This is a genomic window from Petrocella atlantisensis (assembly GCF_900538275.1).
In the GTDB taxonomy this organism is placed as follows: Bacteria; Bacillota; Clostridia; order Lachnospirales; family Vallitaleaceae; genus Petrocella; species Petrocella atlantisensis.
Genome location: NZ_LR130778.1, coordinates 2205592 through 2227584, shown reverse-complemented (window position 1 = coordinate 2227584; position 21993 = coordinate 2205592). Strand labels below are relative to the sequence as shown.

At 36.6% G+C, this 21993-nt stretch carries 16 protein-coding genes, 2 pseudogenes and 2 riboswitches; of the genes and pseudogenes, 5 read left to right on the top strand and 13 right to left on the bottom strand.

The genetic code is table 11. The annotated features are described in order from the left end of the window. Positions 1 to 41: 41 nt before the first annotated feature. Entirely contained in the window at positions 42 to 1097 is a 1056-nt protein-coding gene (locus PATL70BA_RS10340) for a peptidylprolyl isomerase (RefSeq protein WP_172596203.1), read from the bottom strand. A gap of 461 nt (positions 1098 to 1558) precedes the next feature. Between PATL70BA_RS10340 and PATL70BA_RS10335 the strand changes: the two are divergent. Further along, positions 1559 to 3282, top strand: a pseudogene (locus PATL70BA_RS10335) (IS1634 family transposase). Positions 3283 to 3397: 115 nt separating this feature from the next. On the opposite strand, the gene mfd reads toward PATL70BA_RS10335, so the two are convergent. From mfd to pth, 4 genes are all read right to left on the bottom strand, one after another. Further along, positions 3398 to 6898 (bottom strand): transcription-repair coupling factor, encoded by a 3501-nt coding sequence (gene mfd / locus PATL70BA_RS10330; RefSeq protein WP_125137282.1) that lies wholly within the window; start codon positions 6896 to 6898, stop codon positions 3398 to 3400. Positions 6899 to 7145: 247 nt separating this feature from the next. Then, positions 7146 to 7994, bottom strand: coding sequence for a transglutaminase-like domain-containing protein (locus tag PATL70BA_RS10325; protein ID WP_125137281.1), 849 nt, complete (start codon positions 7992 to 7994; stop codon positions 7146 to 7148). Positions 7995 to 8007: 13 nt separating this feature from the next. Next, positions 8008 to 8089, bottom strand: a riboswitch (cyclic di-GMP riboswitch). A 66-nt stretch (positions 8090 to 8155) separates the two neighbouring features. Continuing rightward, positions 8156 to 8237, bottom strand: a riboswitch (cyclic di-GMP riboswitch). A 137-nt stretch (positions 8238 to 8374) separates the two neighbouring features. Continuing rightward, complete coding sequence (locus PATL70BA_RS10320; protein WP_125137280.1) at positions 8375 to 9082, bottom strand: class D sortase; 708 nt, start codon at positions 9080 to 9082, stop codon at positions 8375 to 8377. A 2-nt stretch (positions 9083 to 9084) separates the two neighbouring features. Beyond that, the gene (pth, locus tag PATL70BA_RS10315) at positions 9085 to 9660 is read right to left on the bottom strand and encodes an aminoacyl-tRNA hydrolase (protein ID WP_125137279.1); all 576 of its coding nucleotides are present in this window, start codon (positions 9658 to 9660) and stop codon (positions 9085 to 9087) included. A gap of 237 nt (positions 9661 to 9897) precedes the next feature. Between pth and PATL70BA_RS10310 the strand changes: the two genes are divergently transcribed. Both PATL70BA_RS10310 and PATL70BA_RS10305 read left to right on the top strand, forming a co-directional pair. Beyond that, complete coding sequence (locus tag PATL70BA_RS10310) at positions 9898 to 10890, top strand: IS91 family transposase (protein ID WP_172596202.1); 993 nt, start codon at positions 9898 to 9900, stop codon at positions 10888 to 10890. Positions 10891 to 11067: 177 nt separating this feature from the next. Then, positions 11068 to 11304: a hypothetical protein gene (locus tag PATL70BA_RS10305; protein ID WP_125137277.1), complete on the top strand. Its 237-nt coding sequence runs from the start codon at positions 11068 to 11070 to the stop codon at positions 11302 to 11304. Between the two features lie 236 nt (positions 11305 to 11540). Here the strand turns inward: PATL70BA_RS10305 and PATL70BA_RS10300 are convergent, their stop codons facing one another. Next, entirely contained in the window at positions 11541 to 12815 is a 1275-nt protein-coding gene (locus tag PATL70BA_RS10300; protein ID WP_125137276.1) for an adenylosuccinate synthase, read from the bottom strand. 385 nt (positions 12816 to 13200) lie between these two features. Then, positions 13201 to 14920, bottom strand: a pseudogene (locus PATL70BA_RS17230) (IS1634 family transposase). A gap of 443 nt (positions 14921 to 15363) precedes the next feature. On the opposite strand from PATL70BA_RS17230, the gene PATL70BA_RS10290 reads away from it, so the two are divergent. Next, positions 15364 to 16053 carry an adaptor protein MecA gene (locus tag PATL70BA_RS10290; protein ID WP_125137275.1) on the top strand — a complete coding sequence of 230 codons (690 nt, stop codon included), beginning with the start codon at positions 15364 to 15366 and terminating at the stop codon, positions 16051 to 16053. 65 nt (positions 16054 to 16118) lie between these two features. Here PATL70BA_RS10290 and PATL70BA_RS10285 read toward each other — a convergent pair whose 3' ends face one another. Next, entirely contained in the window at positions 16119 to 16322 is a 204-nt protein-coding gene (locus PATL70BA_RS10285; RefSeq protein WP_125137274.1) for a DUF1858 domain-containing protein, read from the bottom strand. A gap of 343 nt (positions 16323 to 16665) precedes the next feature. On the opposite strand from PATL70BA_RS10285, the gene PATL70BA_RS10280 reads away from it, so the two are divergent. Next, entirely contained in the window at positions 16666 to 17319 is a 654-nt protein-coding gene (locus tag PATL70BA_RS10280) for a CBS and ACT domain-containing protein (protein WP_125137273.1), read from the top strand. Between the two features lie 312 nt (positions 17320 to 17631). On the opposite strand, the gene PATL70BA_RS10275 is transcribed toward PATL70BA_RS10280, so the two are convergent. The 5 genes from PATL70BA_RS10275 to PATL70BA_RS10255 form a co-directional block, all read right to left on the bottom strand. Beyond that, positions 17632 to 18312 (bottom strand): LiaF transmembrane domain-containing protein, encoded by a 681-nt coding sequence (locus tag PATL70BA_RS10275; RefSeq protein ID WP_125137272.1) that lies wholly within the window; start codon positions 18310 to 18312, stop codon positions 17632 to 17634. Positions 18313 to 18425: 113 nt separating this feature from the next. Then, positions 18426 to 19127 carry an ABC transporter ATP-binding protein gene (locus PATL70BA_RS10270; RefSeq protein WP_125137271.1) on the bottom strand — a complete coding sequence of 234 codons (702 nt, stop codon included), beginning with the start codon at positions 19125 to 19127 and terminating at the stop codon, positions 18426 to 18428. Positions 19128 to 19142: 15 nt separating this feature from the next. Further along, positions 19143 to 19901: an ABC transporter ATP-binding protein gene (locus PATL70BA_RS10265; protein WP_125137270.1), complete on the bottom strand. Its 759-nt coding sequence runs from the start codon at positions 19899 to 19901 to the stop codon at positions 19143 to 19145. An 11-nt stretch (positions 19902 to 19912) separates the two neighbouring features. Then, positions 19913 to 20887, bottom strand: coding sequence for a branched-chain amino acid ABC transporter permease (locus PATL70BA_RS10260; protein ID WP_125137269.1), 975 nt, complete (start codon positions 20885 to 20887; stop codon positions 19913 to 19915). A gap of 9 nt (positions 20888 to 20896) precedes the next feature. After that, on the bottom strand, positions 20897 to 21778 hold the full coding sequence (locus tag PATL70BA_RS10255; protein WP_125137268.1) for a branched-chain amino acid ABC transporter permease: 882 nt from the start codon (positions 21776 to 21778) through the stop codon (positions 20897 to 20899). Positions 21779 to 21993 lie beyond the last annotated feature (215 nt).

Genomic DNA, 21993 nt, shown 5'->3' with positions numbered 1-21993 from the left:
TTCGCCAACCTGTCTGTTTTACAGATATAGAGGCCTTGGAATTAATTCTTTATGGCTTCTAAAAAGTCAAGTTCTAACCATTTTGGTCCTAGTTCTATCGCTACACCTTGAAGCCATTTACTGTATATAGTGTCAAAAGCTTCTTTGTATAAATTCGCTCGTGCTTCTTCGTAAAGAGACTTTTCCCACACATCAAATTGAGTGTTATATTCTCCTATGGTGTCTTTATCCGGTGTCTCTACAAAAAGCAACTTAAAAATATGAAAACCATATTCGCCTTCAATGATTGGTGTCATCTCGCCTTTATCGACCTCTTGAAGGTGAACAATAAAGTCTTCCGGTAATTGAAATTTGGATAGCATGATGCCCAAATCCTCTGCACCACTTAAAGGATCTTCTGAGTATTCTGTTAGAACGTCTTCAAAAGGTATACCTTGATTTGCCGCTTCATAGGCAGCCTCAATCTTACTCCGGGCTTGTATTATTTTCTCTTCATCCAAGGTTACCCATACCTCATCACTGTTCTTTTCATGGGTATAGACAACGATATGCTGAACATAGTAAGAAGTTAGAATATCGATTGCTTTTTCACTTTTCAACTTAACATATTCCGTATTTTCTCTAACTTTTTCTTCAACATCTCCAGGATCCAGTTCATAGCTTTCTATGGTTTGATTCTCCAAGCCTTTAGCCCTATAATTATCTTCAATGACATCATATATTGTTTCTAATGAAATCCCATGATTTGTTTTAAAGTTTTCAGGTAGACTATCATAATAATTTTTTGCTTCCTGTTCCAGCAGATTGACTTCACTTTCTGATAAAGTCATGATGCCCTGTTCCTTAGCTTTTTGATTTAGAACTTTCACTTTAATAAGGTTATCAAGAGCGCCTTGTTTAGCCACTTCATCGGCTGATTTTCCACCGCTAAAATCCTTGATATCCCAAACATCTTCGCCACCAAAGGCTAAAAAATCATTATAAGTCTGAAACAGATACACCATAACCTCTGCTTCACCTACTTCTGCATTACCTACACTAAGCCAAGTGTTTGGATTAGTTTTATTTGAGCTGCAACCGATTACGACTAAGGTCACTATGAGCAGACAAATTAACGATGGTATTATCTTTTTTATTAAAACCAATGCCAAACAGCTCCATTTCTATATTACTAAACAACATGAGGGTAAAAGTTCAACTATATAGTTTTGACACCTTAGACCTATTGGGGCTAACCTCTCATAACTCATTTTCTATATAGTTCTTCATACTCATTATATGCTACTAGAGTTAAACCTTCAAACCCTTTAGAGCTTGTAACAAAGTCTTAATATGTCTGAAAACTTCCTTTTTACCTTCTCCCGGCATCTTAAGTTCAAAATAGGGTTGGTCTACTATGGCAAATTTTAATCGGGTCTTTGACACTTGCCGAAGTAACTAAAACAGCGAAAACCTTATAACAAGCCTATTTAGGCTTATTTTTTTGTCAAATTCTACTCTTTTCATTTACGTTCTACTACGTTCTATGATATAATATAGGGTATTAGGAGGTGTTGTTATGAGGCTGAAAGTTGTAAATTCTAAAATGTTCAATTATTATATGTCATAGAAACTATTTATGTTGATGGAAAACAAAAACTAGAACCGTCGAAAAACTTGGCAGATATTCTGATTTAGAAAAAAGCTAAATGGTGCTAATCCCATAGAGTGGGCCAAAAAGTATATCGAAGATCTTAATCGCCAAGAAAAAGAACAAAACGTGAGGTTATTATCAAGCTTAGGCAATCCACGCTTATTGATAAAGAGATTCAACGTTCCTACAACGGTGGCTATCTTTTTCTTCAACAGATTTATTACCAGTTAGGGCTTCATAAGATTTGTAACGATATTTCTTCAAGGCACAAGTTCACCTATGACCTTAACGGTATTCTCTCTCGTTTGATTTACGGAAGAATTCTTTTTCCTTCTTCCAAGCTTTGCACCTTTGAATCTTCTAAACGTCTTCTCGAACAGCCAAACTTTGAATTACAGAACATTTACAGGTCTTTAGAAGTTGTCGCTAAGGAATCCGATTTCATACAATCACAGCTTTACAAAAACAGTCTAGCAGTTTCTAAACGTAATGATCGAATTCTTTATTATGACTGTACCAACTACTTTTTTGAGATTGAACAAGAAGATGGCCTTAAACAATATGGACCCTCCAAAGAAAACCGTCCTAACCCTATTGTAGAAATGGGCTTGTTTATGGATGGAGATGGTATTCCTCTCGCTTTTAACATTCACAGTGGCAATACCAATGAGCAGGTGACTCTAAAGCCTTTAGAAAAGCAAATTATCGAAGACTTCAAACTATCCAAGTTTGTTGTATGTACTGATGCCGGCTTATCTTCAAATGCAAATAGGAAGTTTAATAATATAAATGGACGTTCTTTTATTACAACTCAATCCATCAAAAAACTTAAGCAGTTTTTAAAAGAGTGGGCTTTAGAACCAACTGGATGGAGGCACAATGATTCCAAAGAAACCTTTGATTTAAACCTGTTTGATGAAAATGAAAGTCTTTGTGAGCAATATAAGAATATGACCTTTTATAAAGAGAGATGGATTAAAGAGAATGATCTTGAGCAAAAACTGATTGTCACCTTTTCTCTTAAATACCGTTATTATCAACGTCAGATCAGAAACAAACAACTTGAACGTGCCACAAAACTCATTAGCACTAACCCAAAAAGTATAGGTAAGAAAAGACAAAATGATTATAAACGATTTATCGCTTCCACCAATGTTACAAGTGATGGTGAAGTTGCAGAAGAGACACTTTACCATCTTAATTCAAATACTGTTGCTGAGGAAAGTATCTATGACGGCTTCTATGCAGTATGTACTAACCTTGACGAAGATGCTTCTGAAATAGCTAGAATTAACCACCGACGTTGGGAAGTTGAAGAATGTTTTAGAATTATGAAGAGCGAGTTTAAAGCAAGGCCTGTTTATCTTCAAAGAGACGACCGTATAAAAGCGCATTTTACAACCTGTTTTCTAGCACTTGTTTTATATAGATATCTGGAGAAAGACCTAGACAACCAGTTTACAACGAACGAAATCGTCGGCCAGTTAAAGGATATGAACTTCTATTGCGTTCCTGGACAGGGTTTTATTCCGACCTATACACGTACTGATTTTACAGATGCACTACATGATACCTATGGATTTAGAACAGACTATCAGATTGTCAGCGACAAAGAAATGAAAAATATATACAAAAAGACTAAAAAGTAAAAAAAAAGTACGCAAAAATTAATGACATATAAAAAGCTTGAAGCCCCTATTTATAAGGGATTTCAAGCTTTTTCTGTTTCACAACTGTCAAAGACAGGATTATATGCTACTAGAGTTAAACCTTCAAACCCTTTAGAGCTTGTAACAAAGTCTTAATATGTCTGAAAACTTCCTTTTTACCTTCTCCCGGCATCTTAAGTTCAAAATAGGGTTGGTCTACTATGGCAAATTTTAATGAGCGCCCATAAGACTTAATCAAATCCGGTATACCTGACGGATTAATTTTTGCATCTTTTTTAATCTCAAAGACACATGTGTCGCCTTTATCCATAATCGCCAAAATTCCAATATCATGAGCCAATCCCTTGATATAGCCAATCTCCAGTAAATTCATAACCGGCTTCGGCAATTCACCAAAACGGTCCATGAGTTCATCTTGTATATCGAGGTAGTCTGCTTCCGATTCTATGGTTGCAATTTTTTTATAGGCTTCTATTTTCCTAACCTCGTCCTTGATATAAGTGACAGGTATATAGGCGTCCACATTGATATCTATAAGCGTCTCAAAACTTTCTTCGGTATCTAGGTCATTTTTTAGTTTTCGGACTTCTTTTTCTAAAAGTTTACAGTAAAGATCGTACCCTACAGCATCCATATGACCATGTTGTTTAGCGCCAAGCAGGTTTCCTGCCCCTCTTATTTCCAAATCTCGCATGGCAATCTTGAAACCGGCACCGAATTCAGTAAACTCACGTATGGCTTCCAGTCTTTTTTCTGCTATTTCCTTAAGCACTTTATCTCGTTTGTACATGAGATACGCATAAGCCACGCGATTGGACCTTCCGACCCTCCCTCTTAGCTGATAAAGCTGAGATAAGCCCATTCGATCTGCATTATGTATAATCATAGTATTAACGTTTGATATATCAAGTCCTGTTTCAATAATGGTGGTGGCCACTAAGACATCGATGTTGCCATTAATAAAATCAAACATGATATTTTCAAGTTCTCTTTCACTCATTTGTCCATGGGCATAAGCCACACTGGCTTCAGGGACCTCCTTGGCTATCTGATTGGCAACTTCGTCAATCTCTTTTACCCGATTATAGACATAATAAACCTGCCCGCCTCTAGCCAATTCTCTATATATAGCATCCTTTATAAGGGCTTCATTATGTTCCAAAACATAGGTTTGAATAGGGTGACGTTCTTCCGGTGGATCTTCAAGAACGCTCATATCTCTGATGCCAATCAAACTCATATGAAGGGTTCTAGGGATGGGTGTTGCTGTCAGTGTTAGTACGTCTACCGTCTCTTTCATGGATTTGATTGCTTCTTTATGTTTAACACCGAAACGCTGTTCCTCATCTACAATCAACAACCCCAAATCTTTAAAAACGACATCCTTGGAAACAAGTCTATGGGTACCGATAACCACATCAATTAAACCTCGTCTAAGTCCCTCAATGATTTTTTTCTGTTCTTTTGCGGTTCTAAATCTGGAAAGCATTTCCACTTTAACCGGAAAATCTTTCATTCTTTGTACGAAATTATTATATTGCTGTTGTGCCAAAATAGTGGTGGGCACCAAATAGGCAACTTGCTTATTTTCTTGTATCGCTTTAAAAGCAGCTCTAATGGCCACCTCAGTTTTACCATAACCGACATCACCACAAATTAGGCGATCCATAATTCTAGAACTCTCCATATCCCTTTTTGTGTCTTCAATAGCCGTAAGCTGATCATCTGTTTCCTCATATGGAAACATCTCTTCAAATTCATTTTGCCATACTGTGTCCTTATCATACCGATAGCCTTTTGCCATTTCCCTTTTCGCATATAGGGCTACGAGATCTTTGGCAATCTCTTCTACGGCACCTTTGACCCTTTCCTTTGTCGCTTTCCATTCACCGGTACCAAGCTTATTCAACTTAGGCTTTTTACCTTCTGCACCAATGTATTTTTGAATAGCATCCAACTGTGTTGTGGCAATATATAGATTGCCATCATCTTTATAAGAAATCTTAATGAAATCTTTTCCGATACCATCTACTTCAATTTTTTCTATCCCTTTGAAAACGCCGACACCATGATTCTCATGTACCACATAGTCCCCTTGTTTTAATTCATTAAAATGACTTAGTTTTTTTCCGCCTTTGAACTTCTTAGGTCGTTTGTGTTGTTTTTTTCCTACCAATTCGGTTTCCGTTAGCACCACAAGCTGAATATGAGGGTATTCAAAGCCTTTATGCATGGAACCATAGGACACAGCAACAGAACCACTTGTAAGACCCATTTCAGTGTTATAAAGGGTATAAGCTTTAATATCTTGTTCTTTTAATAATTCCACCATATGGGTGGCTCTGGTTTTTGAGGCGCACAGCAAGAGAATCTTATAATGATTTTCAGCCCAGCTTTTTATATCCTTAATCATAAGCTCAAAACTACCATGATAGGGATTAACCGATCGTACCAGCATCTCTATCTTTGAGGTATTATGAACAAGGGCATCCTTATGATTTAAAGTACTAAGACTCACCACCGCATGGTTTTCAATTTTCTTAATAATCTGTCCTTCTTTAAAAAGTACATCCACTTGGTCTTTTAATAGATATCCTTTTTCATAGCGGCTACGCATACTTTCATTAAATTCCGAAAAAAGATTGGTCAGTCTTTCCTTGATCCTTTGGGGCTCATCTAAATATATAACAGGCTCTTGGAAATAATCTAATATAGAAGCGACCGCGTCTTCATAATAAAGTAAATTTCCTTCTATACCATTAAAGTTGCCTTCTCCTTTTATTTTATGTATCAAATCATCAAAGCTACGCTCCAATCGTTCTAAATACTGGGGATCGCCTTTTAAAAAATATTTTTTTGTCTTATCATAATCCTTTTGAACGGCTTTTTCAGCTCTATGTATTGAAGCATCGGATACCACAACTTCTCTAGCAGGATAGATTGCCACTTCTTCCAAAGCAATTGTTGATCTTTGAGTCTCCATATTGACCTGTCGTATAGAGTCAATCTCGTCACCCCATAGTTCAATACGCACCATTTCAGTCTCCGTCAAAGGGAAGATGTCAATAATGCCGCCACGGATGGTAAATTGACCTCGGCTTTCTACTTGCTCTGTTCTTTTGTACCCCATATAAATCAGGCGCTTGCCAAGGCCCGTCATCTCTAGCACTTCACCTTGTTTACAGAAAATGATACTTTCCCTTATGCTATCTAAAGGCATAAGGGTATCAACCAATGCATCTGCTGACATAACTACAACTGCTTTTTGTTGTTCAATCAATTGTTTAAAAAGACGCATTCGTTCCTTAACAATATCATTACTATGTACATCTGCACTATAAAAAATAATGTCTTTTGAGGGATAAATATAGACATCCTCCTGAAAAAACATCATATCTTCATAAATTTCCCTGGCTCTAACGTCATTATAAGTAATGATCAGCTTCTGGGGATGGTCGGATAGTGCTGATACCAAGTGACACTTTTGAGAATCAATGGCGCCATAGATGGCAATAGGTGTTTCTTTATATTTAAGTTTTTCTTTTGCTATATGAAAAGCTTCCAGCTTTTCCAAAGGCTGATTCAATATATTCATACATAACCTTACTTTCTAGAACCGCACAAAAGGCCTTAACCTAGCGGCTAAGACATCATGAATTTTCCTATATACTTTGACTTCATTATACTTTATAAAAACGGTAAAAACAACCTTGGAAGTGATCCCATAAAGACCCACTTTAAAAAAGGACAAAAAATTGCCTCTTAGTTCATGAGGGATTGACTAAGAGGCTAGGGCCAAAAATTTTTATCAGAATCTATTACCGCTGCGAATTGCTTTGGTTCTAGAGTTCTTTCACTTTTTGATACACAGTGGTATCTTTTTCAAACGCGTAGAGTTGATTGTTTCTCTTCATATAAGCATCATATGTAGCGTCAACGACAACCCATCGGTTTTCACTTGCCAAGTACACTTCATTCCAAGCATGGTAAACACTTGTCCATGTCGTATAGCCCTTAGCCATTTTGGTTGGTATACCTTGACTTCTCAACATAGCCCCTAGCAAAGCGGAATAATCATAACATATACCGGATTTGTCAAGTATTGTTTGATCTATATTGGGTAAATAATTATAGTTCAAGGTTTTTATTTTATTATAGTCATAAGATATATTGTTGACGACATAATTATAAAGCACATTTACCTTTTCTCGCTCTGATAATTGAACCGTCGTATTTTTATGACTTTGTTGCTTTTTCAAGGTTGCCTCTTGTAGAAGTCTTCCCGCAAGCAAAACAGCTTGACTGTCTTGCCGCCAACTGATTTCTTGAACACTGTTTAAATAGACTTTTTTCACATCTGTGATGGTCACATAAAAGCTTTTTGTGTGGACTGCTCTGTATTTGCTGTCCGTTGTATTCTCATAAATTCCTACGGTATAAGTGCCATCTCCGAGTTGCAACGGAAATCCGATATAAGCCTCACTATTTGACAGATTATATTGAACCCTTTGCTCACCTTTTGATATAAGCAGCTTCACCTTTTTTGTTGTTCCTGTATTAAATTTAACCCTTACTATACCATTATTAACTTGACTTGAATCCACATCTACTGTCGATGAGGCCAATGTTGTTGTTTCAGATATGAGAAAGAGAAAGATCACTGAAAAAATAAAAAATACAACCTTCTTCATTTGAAACTCTCCTTTCGGTAACCGGCTACCACCTGCTGTGCAGAAGGCCCTTGGCTTTGCGTCCCATCCTTTCGAATGGTTTGCGGTATCGTTGAAAGCTTATTTTGAAGTGTTGTATCACCTGAATAATGCATGCTTTGAGGGTACAAAAAAACTTCCCTTTCGGCAACCGGCTACCACCTGCTGTGCAGAAGGCCCTTGGCTTTGCGTCCCATCCTTTCGAATGGTTTGCTATTATCGGTGAAAAGCACCAAAATCATAAGCTATATTAATCTTGAGTATATTATAGCATAATAGGTCTATAGAATGCAATCTTTGTTAATAATTCACTACTTAATGCCTACTTGCATGATTCTTTAGACCTATTTTTCTGTATTTTATTATTTTATAACACCATGAACAATCAAACGGTGGGTGGATGTATACAGGGGATGGCATGTGATTAGCGTAATCACTTTGTGATTACTACTGCCTCTTAAAACTGATAAGTCATCCGGTTCAACAATAAGTGTTTCATACACTTCATAGGTATATGTTTGTCCACCTGTTGTTACTTTTATGGTATCACCAACTGCCACTTCATCCAAACGGTTAAAATACGTACCAAAACTATGGCTTCTATGCCCAGCAACAACGGCATTTCCCACACTGCCAAGTGGAGCTGTTTTTGGCATATGTCCGAGTGCAAATTTCAAGGTCGCAAGATCGACACCCTCAGCAACTGGTAATTTTATGTCTATTTTATCAATTTCAAGAATAGCCACAGCCTTAGGTCGTTGTTTTATGATAACCGGTTCCTCAAGATTACCCTCTGTACCATTTTCTTCCTCTAAAACTTCTATAGGGGATGAAGGGTCTGTAACTTCAATTGATTCTGATAAGTCCTCTTGATTCTCTTCTTGTACGCCCCACTCTAATGATGCACTTAGGTCATCATAGCTATCTGTATCTTCTATCATTAAACTTTGCTCAAGAAAGTCTGCCATTAGGGCTTCTTGTCTTTGATTTGCTATGTATCTTCCCACAAGTGGCACCGTTATAATCACGATACCAATAATAATGAGTAAGGTTCCAATATGCTTTCTCAATCTTATTCACCTGCTTTTCTACTATTATAATGATTCATGGCTTTTTCTACACCGACGTCCAATATCATAGCTACTGCATCTGCTGACATTTTTATGGATGCTTGAATTGTTTTTATTTCTAGTTCATCAAATCTAGAAAGGACATAATCAGCCAGATCCCAACCCGGTGGTTTTTCGCCCACCCCTACTTTAATCCTAATGAACTCCTGAGTTTTCATATGGGCAATAATATTTTTGATACCATTATGACCGCCAGCACTTCCTCTTTCCCGAATTCTTAGCTTTCCCACATCTAGACTGGTATCATCATAAACGATGATAATCTTATCCGGTGTTTCCTTATAAAAGCCAAGAACATCAGCAATAGCTTCACCACTTAAATTCATATAGGTTTGAGGTTTCATCAATACGACTTTTTCACCCTTAATGACACCTTGACCAACAAAAGCCTTGTGTTTTTTGCGGTCTAACTTTATATGATAATCATATGCTAATCTTTCTATAACTTCAAACCCAATATTATGACGGGTTCCATTAAACTTTGTTCCTGGGTTACCAAGACCTATGATAAACAGCATCTTATACCTCTTTCACTCTTACATATTCTGCCAAAGTTAAAGGCTCAAAACGATAGCGTTTTAACACCTTAACCGTTATTCCATTATACGTCAGTTGTATTGGTAGTGCAACAAGAAAAGCGTTCTAACGAACGCGTTAAAAAGCTGGCTCTTTACGTGAGTTGGCTTTTTTAACATTCTTCTTCATTTTATATTGTTTTATTGATGATTTTTTGTTATAACATTATTGGTGATGTTATGAACAGTAAATCTTTTAAGATAAAAGATATTTTTTCAGACCGTTGGGATGATTTTGTTGCTCTAGGTTATCCTCTACGTCCCGCTATTTTACATAATGTCAGTAAAATCATTAATTGTGGTGATCCTTCCATGGGTCATGCTCTTTATTTTTGTGACCATTGCGGCAAAATAAAGCATGTTCCATTTACTTGTAAAAGTCGTTTTTGTAATTCTTGTGGTGCCAAATACATTCAAGACAGAGCTGCTTCTATATCTTCCAAACTTATTCAGTGTGAACATCGTCATATTGTTTTTACCATCCCTAAAGAACTTCGCCCTTTTTTTCGCAAGGATCGTTCCTTACTTCATCTTCTTTTTCATGCTTCTGCTGCAACTATTCATGCTTGGTTTTACTCCATTAATAAATCTGAATCTTTCAAGCCTGGTTTTATCTCTACACTTCATACTTTTGGCCGTGACCTTAAATGGAATCCTCATATTCATATGCTTATTACTGAGGGTGCTTCTGGTAATAAAACTGTTTGGCGTAAAATACCTCACATCCCTTTCACTATGCTTCGTAAACGTTGGCAAACTACTTTACTTGACTTACTACATCGTTATCTAGGAGATTCTTTTTATAAACTTAAGACTTCCTTATTCAAAACTTATCCTTCTGGCTTTTATGTCTATGCTAAATCTAACATGCTTTCTAATTTTGTTGATTCAATTAAATATATTATTAGGTATACTGGCAGACCAGCTATGGCTCAGTCCAGAATTCTTGATTATGATGGTGAATTCGTAACTTTTTTTTATAATCGTCATGAAGATAATGAAAAAGTAATTGAAAAGATACATGTCTTTGATTTTTTTAAACGTCTAATAGTTCATATTCCTGATGAGCAGTTTAAAATGATTCGTTATTACGGGTTATATGCCAAAAAATATAAACATTCTTCTAAGCTATTTTTACTTATGACTGCATCTAAACGTAAATTTTTCAAATAAAATTCTCATTGGCGTGCACGTCTACTTCTTCATTTTGGTATCGATCCACTCAGGTGCCAATGTGGTAATACAATGAAACTTCTAAATATTTTTGCTACTTCTAAAACCCACCTTCTTGATAAACCGCCTCCTCAGCTTTATAATAGTGCTTAGCATAATTATGGAGGTTAATTAATAATGAATATTTTAGAAGGCTTTACTAAAAATGATGATCTCGTTGAATTTATCTGTACTAAATGTAACTACTCTTTGTGGGTTCCGCGTTTCATTGTAGAAGAATTAGAGCAAGACAATATTTTTGATGGTCTAGATCCATCAACTCCACCACAACCTGATTGCCAAGTTTGTGATGGTACTATGACACCTAAATTATATATCGGTGTTCGTGGTATAAAGTACGAATATAATAAATGATTTATTCTTGAATATATCCAAGGTTTATTTTTTATGCCCTAAAAAATATACTCCTTGTTTATTAGGAAAGTAGGACTTTCCTAATAAAGAACAAAGAGGCTACGCCTCGCTTTGCAAAGCAAATTGTACCGGCAGGAAAGATTTCCTTGATGGTTAATGCGACACTTCAACGCGTTAACATAGCATAGGCTTTCCTAAAGAATACAAACAAGGCTGCCAAATTGGCAGCCTCATAATTAGTTAATATATATGTTTTGTTCTCGATCCGGTCCAACACCAACCATGGTGATCTTGGCACCGCAAAGTTCTTCACATCTTTGAATATATGTTTTCACTTCTTTAGGCAAATCTTCGTATTTTCTAATGTGATCGATTGGACCCCAACCGGATAGTTCTTCATAGATTGGCTCACATAGAGCTAAATCTTCAAGACTTGCAGGAAATTCTTTGACAACTGCATCGCCTTTTTTATAAGCTACACAGATTTTTACAACATCTACATTAGCCATAACATCTATTTTGTTAAGTGCTATACTGGTCAATCCACTTGTTCTAACAGCGAATTTTCCGATAACCGCATCAAACCAGCCCACTCTTCTTGGACGACCGGTAGTCGTTCCATACTCGTGACCTACGTCCCTAATCTTGTCTCCTACTGCATCAAATAATTCTGTCGGGAAAGGCCCTTTTCCAACTCGCGTAACGTAGCCTTTCATAACACCGATACATTCATCAATGGCAGTAGGTCCTATACCTGATCCCACACAAACACCACCGGTTACAGGATGAGAGGATGTAACATAAGGGTAAGTCCCAAGGTCAATGTCCAACAATGTACCTTGAGCACCTTCAAATAGTACTTTTTGTTGCTTACTAAGGGCTTCAAAAACTTCAACAGTCGTGTCTTTTACATACTTTTTCAGTCTTTTGGCATACTCTAGGTAAGTCTCTATAATTTCTTCAGCATCTACTTGAATCTCTTGATCGTAGACATATTTGATTATTTTGTTCTTGATTAAAACATTTTCTCGGACCTTCTTTTTAAAAACTTCTTCATTATATAAGTCACAGACTCTTATACCGGAACGTTCTGCTTTGTCCATATAGCATGGTCCAATACCTTTTTTGGTTGTTCCAATGTCACCATCACCCCTATGATCTTCCTTTATACCATCTAAAATCTTATGGTAAGGCATAACCAAATGTGCACGGTCACTGATACTCAACTGATCTGTTGAAATGCCTTTTTCATGAATATGGTCAATTTCTTCTAAAATACCTTCTGGATCTATGACCACACCATTGGCTACGATACATTTTGTACCCTTATACAGTATTCCTGAAGGTATAAGATGGAACTTATAGACCTCATCGCCAACAACTACGGTATGACCGGCATTGTTTCCACCTTGGGAACGTACGACCACCTCAGCCTCTTCTGATAATATGTCAATGATCTTGGCCTTACCTTCGTCGCCCCATTGTGCGCCGATAATTATTTTTGCAGACATGTCAACAGCCCCTTTCGTTCCTATATCTTAATTTGAATTGTTCAAACACAATTTGATGTACATATATTTCTATAGCGTGACCAAAGTGTTAATTTTCAATGAATCCCTAATATTTATCTTGCCATTGTACACTTTATGTCCGATAATAATTATACCACAACAACATAGCAAGTAGGCTACCAAAAGCAACCCTAACAAATAGTATCAGATTTGTAGGTATAAATCAACTGTTTTCGAACATTTTTTAGAATTTTAGAGAAAACATTCGGCTTTGCTTTTTCCATACTCCTGTCTTTGACAGTTGTGAAACAGAAAAAGCTTGAAATCCCTTATAAATAGGGGCTTCAAGCTTTTTATATGTCATTAATTTTTGCGTACTTTTTTTTTACTTTTTAGTCTTTTTGTATATATTTTTCATTTCTTTGTCGCTGACAATCTGATAGTCTGTTCTAAATCCATAGGTATCATGTAGTGCATCTGTAAAATCAGTACGTGTATAGGTCGGAATAAAACCCTGTCCAGGAACGCAATAGAAGTTCATATCCTTTAACTGGCCGACGATTTCGTTCGTTGTAAACTGGTTGTCTAGGTCTTTCTCCAGATATCTATATAAAACAAGTGCTAGAAAACAGGTTGTAAAATGCGCTTTTATACGGTCGTCTCTTTGAAGATAAACAGGTCTTGCTTTAAACTCGCTCTTCATAATTCTAAAACATTCTTCAACTTCCCAACGTCGGTGGTTAATTCTAGCTATTTCAGAAGCATCTTCGTCAAGGTTAGTACATACTGCATAGAAGCCGTCATAGATACTTTCCTCAGCAACAGTATTTGAATTAAGATGGTAAAGTGTCTCTTCTGCAACTTCACCATCACTTGTAACATTGGTGGAAGCGATAAATCGTTTATAATCATTTTGTCTTTTCTTACCTATACTTTTTGGGTTAGTGCTAATGAGTTTTGTGGCACGTTCAAGTTGTTTGTTTCTGATCTGACGTTGATAATAACGGTATTTAAGAGAAAAGGTGACAATCAGTTTTGCTCAAGATCATTCTCTTTAATCCATCTCTCTTTATAAAAGGTCATATTCTTATATTGCTCACAAAGACTTTCATTTTCATCAAACAGGTTTAAATCAAAGGTTTCTTTGGAATCATTGTGCCTCCATCCAGTTGGTTCTAAAGCCCACTCTTTTAAAAACTGCTTAAGTTTTTTGATGGATTGAGTTGTAATAAAAGAACGTCCATTTATATTATTAAACTTCCTATTTGCATTTGAAGATAAGCCGGCATCAGTACATACAACAAACTTGGATAGTTTGAAGTCTTCGATAATTTGCTTTTCTAAAGGCTTTAGAGTCACCTGCTCATTGGTATTGCCACTGTGAATGTTAAAAGCGAGAGGAATACCATCTCCATCCATAAACAAGCCCATTTCTACAATAGGGTTAGGACGGTTTTCTTTGGAGGGTCCATATTGTTTAAGGCCATCTTCTTGTTCAATCTCAAAAAAGTAGTTGGTACAGTCATAATAAAGAATTCGATCATTACGTTTAGAAACTGCTAGACTGTTTTGTAAAGCTGTGATTGTATGAAATCGGATTCCTTAGCGATAACTTCTAAAGACCTGTAAATGTTCTGTAATTCAAAGTTTGGCTGTTCGAGAAGACGTTTAGAAGATTCAAAGGTGCAAAGCTTGGAAGAAGGAAAAGAATTCTTCCGTAAATCAAACGAGAGAGAATACCGTTAAGGTCATAGGTGAACTTGTGCCTTGAAGAAATATCGTTACAAATCTTATGAAGCCCTAACTGGTAATAAATCTGTTGAAGAAAAGATAGCCACCGTTGTAGGAACGTTGAATCTCTTTATCAATAAGCGTGGATTGCCTAAGCTTGATAATAACCTCACGTTTTTGTTCTTTTTCTTGGCGATTAAGATCTTCGATATACTTTTTGGCCCACTCTATGGGATTAGCACCATTTAGCTTTTTCTAAATCAGAATATCTGCCAAGTTTTTCGACGGTTCTAGTTTTTGTTTTCCATCAACATAAATAGTTTCTATGACATATAATAATTGAACATTTTAGAATTTACAACTTTCAGCCTCATAACAACACCTCCTAATACCCTATATTATATCATAGAACGTAGTAGAACGTAAATGAAAAGAGTAGAATTTGACAAAAAAATAAGCCTAAATAGGCTTGTTATAAGGTTTTCGCTGTTTTAGTTACTTCGGCAAGTGTCAAAGACCCGTGTTAATTTTCAATGAATCCCTAATATTTATCTTGCCATTGTACACTTTATGTCCGATAATAATTATACCACAACAACATAGCAAGTAGGCTACCAAAAGCAACCCTAACAAATAGTATCAGATTTGTAGGTATAAATCAACTGTTTTCGAACATTTTTTAGAATTTTAGAGAAAACATTCGGCTTTGCTTTTTCCATACTTTTATCGTATAATATAAGTATAAGATGCTGAATTGCTTTCTATGTAGTGAATGTAACTGACCCGAATTTGTTGCCTTCGAAAAGGAAGTGATGATATGAGAATTGAAAAAATAAGTAGCAATCAAATAAAATGTGTACTCGACAAGGAAGAACTCTTAAACAGACACATAAATGTCAACGAACTTGCATATGGTTCGGAAAAAGCTCAAGAACTATTCAAAGACATGATGCAAAAAGCTTCCTTTGAGTTTGGCTTCGAGTCAGGCAATACACCCCTGATGATCGAAGCAGTCCCTCTATCATCCGAAGGCATTATGTTAATTATCACCAAAGTAGATAACCCAGATGAATTAGACGATAAATATTCAGGATTGTCCATTCCAAGTGCTCGCACCTTCAAGAAAAAAGAAGAAGCTGCAGAACAAACAGCCAGTGAAGAGATACATCCGGAAGAACATCATAAAGAACCTTCAATAGAAGATGAGAAAATAGCAGCATTTTTTGTATATGGATTTGAGACATTGGATGATTTGACAACTGCAAGCAGATTTTTACTAAAGTATCCTTTTGACCAGAGTCGTGTATACAAAACAGATTCACCACAAAAATACATCTTCAGCATGCAATCCGAAGGACTTTATAAGTCAGATTGTAAAGTCATTCGTGGAATCTTATCTGAGTATGGTGAAGCCATACATTGTAGAAAATCAAAACTGGATTTCTATGATGAGCATTATGACATCGTTATTAAAACACAAGCAATCAACGTCTTAAGCAATTTATAAATATGCATTATTTGCACAAAAAAGCTGTCATAATTATGACAGCTTTTTCTATGGTTTTCTTTCAATTATAGGCCTTTTAAGTATGTGTTAATGTCATCTGTTAATATATCAACATCCATACCATGAACCATACATGCTTCCTCAAGGGATTCACCTTGTGAAGATGGACATCCTACACAGTGCATACCAGCTTCCATAAGAATAGGAATGACACCTTGATCAACACGGATAATATCGCCAATAATCATATCTCTAGTAATTTGAGCCATGACTTACCTCCTTTATATCTATTGAATGATTTTAATTATCATATAACATAAGCTATTATAAACCATTTGGTCATAAAAAACAAGTTCAACCCGGTGAAGACAAGAATTTTATAAACCTATTGGATTTATTCCTCTATATACCGTACTATTGGTGCTTTCATCACCATAATATGATATAATGGTTACAGGGTCAAAACTAAGTTTCACTAAGTTCACATACAATATATAGATTACGTTGATACATTCATAACTATATATTGTATGCGAAAGTTCAACTATATAGTTTTGACACCTTAACCATATAATAAGTCTAAGAAACAAATCATTCACTGGAGGTGTTTTTATGTATGTAAAAAACCAAATGACTACTGATGTTGTAACTGTTTTTAAGGATGCTTCAATCGATTTAGCTTTTCAACTTATGATTGAAAAGGGATGCAAACAATTGCCGGTTATAGATGACGGTCAACTTGTTGGTTGCGTTACCGAACAACTTCTTTCAGAAGTTAGCCCTTCAAAAGCCACAACACTTAGTATGTATGAACTAAATTATTTACTCAGTAAAACCAAAGTTAAAGACATCATGATCAAGGATATGCCTACGGGTACACCGGATATGCTTATGGAAGATGCAGCACAACTTCTAATTAATAGTGGTGTAGATTCTCTACCTATAACAGAAGGCAAAAAATTAGTCGGCATCATTACCCGTACCGATATTCTCAAATCATATCTTGAGTTAACCGGTGTTGGTGAGATGGGTACACGTGTATCCATAAAAGCCAAAGACGAGACAGGCATACTAGCAGACATTACCGGTATCATCAAAAAATTCAACATCAATATCGCCCATGTAGCAAATTATGATCACATCGGCAGTGATGATGCAGGTGAGATTATCATCCGTCTAGCCTCAACAGAAACCGATGAACTCATCAAAGCCCTAGAAGCCTCCGGATACGAGATTCTAAGCGTCCGACAAAACCTAAATGAGTAAAATATTCGCATCAAATTAAAAAGGAGCTTTACTGCAAGACTAAAGTCTACAGTAAAGCTCCTTTGTTATTCACAAAATCTCCTACTACCAACACCGACCATGAAGTTCTCGGAAGCAGTGTGTATGACTAGGCTCATAAGAAAGTAACTTCATGCATCATGTCAGTCTTCAAGACATGATGCTAAAATGAGAACTTTCTTATGAAATTGCAAGACAGCAGGAGCTGTCCGCCGACTTTTGGTGCAGGACGCACCAACTGGAGGCCGTAGTCATACATACTGCAGAGAGGTCTTCATGGGACCCACATAAAATCTAATTCTTAATATCAAACCCACCAAACAATGCAAACCCATTAATAACCAAATCCACTTCTCTATTAGGATCTTTCGACAACCTTGTCTTGTTGCCCCATCCACCAAACAAAGGTATACCCGTTACCATAACTTTCCATTCCTCTGGAACTTTTAGATCTACACCACCAAAAGCGACAAAAATATCCATTTTAGCAGGTAAATCAACAATCTTTGCACCTCTTAGGTCCAGATCAACACCACCGAACATGGCGAAAATATTACCGCCTTTAAAGTTCTGGGATAAGTTGATGGTCTCTGCACCTGAAAATAGTACAACATTCTCCACAATATCCTCACTCACTTCACTTTTCCCAAATATTCCTCTTGGTCCTTTTGAAGTCAGAATCCATAAACCCAAGGCAATAATGGCGAGTGGCCATATCATTTCCCATAAGTGTAAACGCTCAAAATACTCAAATCCTAGATTTCTAAGTAAAAGTAAGGTTCCTACAATTGCCATAATTCCACTAAAAACATAGTTCTTAGGCTCATCTATTAGGTTTATTAATCCGATGGCAATAAGTATAATCGGCCAAAAAGTCCTAACAAGACCATCTATTTCAACATAGCCAAAGCTCCCAGCCAAAGCTAATAAACCCACAGAAAGAATTAAGATTCCTATAACTGTTCTTTTGTTCATAACATCTCCTCCAATATCAGCTAAATAAAATATAGTTTATCTTTATTATAGCTGATTATGCAGGTATTACCATTAGAGAATCATTAGAAATGAAAACACGCCTTATAATCCTTTTATCCAAGGTATGCTTTTTTTACATCCTCATGGTTCAACAATTCTTTTGCATTGCCTTCAAGAACAATCTTACCTGTTTCAAGAACATAAGCTCTGTCTGCAATGGATAATGCCATGTGTGCATTCTGCTCTACCAACAATACCGTAACCCCTTGTTTGTTAACCTCTACAATGGTGTCAAAAATCTCTTTAACCAGTATTGGTGCAAGACCCATGGATGGTTCATCCATAAGTAAGATATCCGGTTTGCTCATCAAAGCACGTCCCATAGCCAACATCTGTTGTTCGCCACCTGACATGGTGCCTGCAAGTTGTTTACGACGTTCTTTAAGTCTAGGGAATTTCTTATAGATATTTTCATAACTTTCTTCAATCTCAGCTTTATCTGTTCTTAAAAATGCACCCATTTCAAGATTTTCCTGAACAGTCATTTTTGCAAAAACACGGCGCCCTTCCGGTACCTGTGCCATTCCCATGCCTAAAATCTTATGAGCCTCTACACCGGTTATGGTCTTATCCAAAAGGCTGATACTACCTTCAGTCGGTTTAAGTAGTCCTGATACCGTATGTAATGTAGTTGTTTTCCCGGCACCATTGGCACCAATCAGTGTAACGATTTCACCCTTGTTAACCTCAAAGGATAACCCTTTAAGAGCATGAATCGCACCATAGTATACATTCAGATTTTCTACTTTTAACATTTTGTCACCTTCCTTTTATTGGCCTAAATAAGCACCAATAACTTTCTCATTGGATTTGATCTCAGCCGGTGTACCGGCAGCAATCATCCTGCCGTAATCTATGACGACAATTCTTTCACATATACCCATTACCAGACTCATATCATGTTCAATCAGAAGAATGGATACTTTAAATTTTTCACGAATGAAAGCAATGGTTTCCATTAACTCCTTGGTTTCTTGTGGGTTCATACCCGCAGCCGGCTCATCTAGAAGTAGAAGTTTTGGATTGGTTGCAAGGGCTCTACAAATCTCAAGCTTCCTTTGTTTACCATAAGGTAAATTACTTGATAGTACGCTTGCATCCTCTTCCATATTGAAAAGACCAAGTAGCTCTCTTGCTTTAATATCAATTTCTTTTTCTTCTTTCCAGAATTTTTTCCCTCTAAAGACAGCTGATATGGTGCTATAACTCATATCCTTATGAAATGCAATCTTTATATTGTCAATAACTGACAATTCTTTAAATAGGCGTATATTCTGAAATGTTCTACCGAGTCCCAGATTTACAATCTGATAGGGTTTTTTCCCATTAACCACTGTTTCTCCAAGATAAACCTTACCTTCGGTTGGTGCATACACACCGGTCAACATATTAAAAATCGTTGTTTTGCCGGCACCATTGGGTCCAATGAGACCCACCAGTTCATTTTCTTTTATTTCTATACTAAAATCAGATACGGCTTTAAGTCCTCCAAAAGTCATACCTATATGTTCCGTCTTCAATAAACTCATGGTATTACCTCCTAGTCCGCATTTTCTATTTTAGTTTTTTTACTGAATCGATTGAGTAACTTTATAAGTGAGAACTCTTTTCTTCCTAGTAAACCATCTGATTTAAATATCATCAGTATAATTAATGTTAATGCATAGAAAACAAGTCTAAGCTCGTCAATGGAGTATAAGAATTCATTAATGAATGCAAGGGCAAGTGCCGCTATAACGGTACCAGTGATACTACCCATACCACCCAATACAACAATAATAAAGAATTCAACTGAAAACATAAAATTAAATTTTTTGGGATCAAGGATTCTTTGATAAAAACCTAAAGCACCACCGCCAACACCGGCAATGAATGCAGAAACAACAAAGCCATAGACTTTATAAAATGTGGTTGGAATACCCACTGACTCTGCTGCAATTTCATCCTCTTTGATAGATAAGATGGCTCTTCCGTGTCTTGAACGTATAAATGCAAACAAAAACGCAATCACCAGTACCACCAAGAAATAGATTTCAGTAAAATTAATATATCTTGGAATACCTTTAAGTCCTGCTGCACCACCTGTAAAGGAAAGATTAAGCAAAGCAATACGAATGATTTCTCCAAAACCTAAGGTGACAATACCAAGATAGTCTCCACGAAGTCTTAGGGCCGGTATACCGATGATTAATCCAAAGATTCCTGCCATCACACCGCCTAAGATTAATCCGGCCACAAGCTCCACATATTTGGGTAATTCGACTGCAATGGCAAACAATGCCGCTGTATAGGCCCCAATAGCCATAAATCCTGCATGACCGAGGGCCAACTGACCCAAATAGCCCGTTGCCAGATTTAAGCTGGCTGCAACAATAATATAGATTCCGGCCAGAATAAGAATACCATTTTGATAATTATTAATAACCTTGATTTGAATCAAATAAAACACAATTGCGTAAACAACCATAATGGCTGTTATATTTTTTATATAACCCGAAACAACTTTTTTATCCATGATGATTACCTACACTTTCTCTCTCGTATTTTTTCCAAGGATGCCTGCAGGTTTGAAGATTAACACAATGATTAGGAGACCAAACACAAAAGCATCTGCCCAAGTGGTCGATACATAACCCTTCGTCAAGGTCTCAATCAATCCAATAACAAAACCGCCCAGCATCGCACCCGGAATAACACCGATGCCACCTAACACAGCTGCAACAAAAGCCTTAAGACCAGGCATCATACCCATATAGGGTTCAACTTGATAGTAGTTGATTGCATATAACAAACCACCAACTGCGCCAAGTGCCGAGCCGATTGCAAATGTAATTGAAATGGTTTTGTCCACATTAACACCCATGAGCTTAGCTGCTGATTTGTCCTCCGATACGGCACGCATTGCTTTTCCTGTTTTTGTCTTCTTAACAACAAATTCTAGGAGCAACATCAAACCTACAGAAAGCAGAATCGTAATAATAGCAAGATTGGAAATAGCTATGCCCGGTGCAATCTCAATTCTTTGAAGTTCAATAACTGCAGGCATTCTTCTAGGTTGTGCTCCAAAAAGAAGTCTGAATAGGTTTTGCAACAACATACTCATACCAAGTGCTGTAATAAGAGCAGAAATCCTTGGTGCATTTCTAAGGGGCTTGTACGCCAATCTGTCAATGGTCATACCCACCAATGCACATAATATCATGGAGACAACCAATGCAAGGCCAAAAGGTACATTGAACGTGGCCAATGCAAAAAATCCAAAATAAGCACCAATCATTAATATGTCACCATGCGCAAAGTTAATTAATTTTACAATACCATATACCATAGTATAGCCTAAAGCAATCAAAGCATATATGCTTCCCACATTTAGACCGTTAATAATTTGTTGTATAAATTGTGCCATGAGCACACCTCCTAGATTGATTTGAGTACTGCCGCAAAGTCGCTAATAACTGGGTCAGAACTAAGTTTCACTAATCGCATAAAATCTATAGATTACGTTGATACATTCGTAACTATAAACACCTTACCTATTAGGTTAGAGGGTGAAAACTAAGTTTCACTAGTTAACCTAACATATATAGATTACGTTGATACGTTCGTAACTATATATCTTAT

Excerpts from the sequence above, each read along its gene's own strand:
- PATL70BA_RS10325 (WP_125137281.1), bottom strand. The coding sequence starts at position 7,994 with ATGAAGAAGGTTGTATTTTTTATTTTTTCAGTGATCTTTCTCTTTCTC.
- PATL70BA_RS10285 (WP_125137274.1), bottom strand. The coding sequence starts at position 16,322 with ATGGCTCAAATTACTAGAGATATGATTATTGGCGATATTATCCGTGTT.
- PATL70BA_RS10265 (WP_125137270.1), bottom strand. The coding sequence starts at position 19,901 with ATGAGTTTATTGAAGACGGAACATATAGGTATGACTTTTGGAGGACTT.
- PATL70BA_RS10255 (WP_125137268.1), bottom strand. The coding sequence starts at position 21,778 with ATGGCACAATTTATACAACAAATTATTAACGGTCTAAATGTGGGAAGC.
- PATL70BA_RS10280 (WP_125137273.1), top strand. The coding sequence starts at position 16,666 with ATGTATGTAAAAAACCAAATGACTACTGATGTTGTAACTGTTTTTAAG.
- pth (WP_125137279.1), bottom strand. The coding sequence starts at position 9,660 with ATGCTGTTTATCATAGGTCTTGGTAACCCAGGAACAAAGTTTAATGGA.
- PATL70BA_RS10290 (WP_125137275.1), top strand. The coding sequence starts at position 15,364 with ATGAGAATTGAAAAAATAAGTAGCAATCAAATAAAATGTGTACTCGAC.
- PATL70BA_RS10270 (WP_125137271.1), bottom strand. The coding sequence starts at position 19,127 with ATGTTAAAAGTAGAAAATCTGAATGTATACTATGGTGCGATTCATGCT.
- PATL70BA_RS10275 (WP_125137272.1), bottom strand. The coding sequence starts at position 18,312 with ATGAACAAAAGAACAGTTATAGGAATCTTAATTCTTTCTGTGGGTTTA.
- PATL70BA_RS10310 (WP_172596202.1), top strand. The coding sequence starts at position 9,898 with ATGAACAGTAAATCTTTTAAGATAAAAGATATTTTTTCAGACCGTTGG.
- PATL70BA_RS10260 (WP_125137269.1), bottom strand. The coding sequence starts at position 20,887 with ATGGATAAAAAAGTTGTTTCGGGTTATATAAAAAATATAACAGCCATT.
- PATL70BA_RS10305 (WP_125137277.1), top strand. The coding sequence starts at position 11,068 with ATGAATATTTTAGAAGGCTTTACTAAAAATGATGATCTCGTTGAATTT.
- mfd (WP_125137282.1), bottom strand. The coding sequence starts at position 6,898 with ATGAATATATTGAATCAGCCTTTGGAAAAGCTGGAAGCTTTTCATATA.
- PATL70BA_RS10300 (WP_125137276.1), bottom strand. The coding sequence starts at position 12,815 with ATGTCTGCAAAAATAATTATCGGCGCACAATGGGGCGACGAAGGTAAG.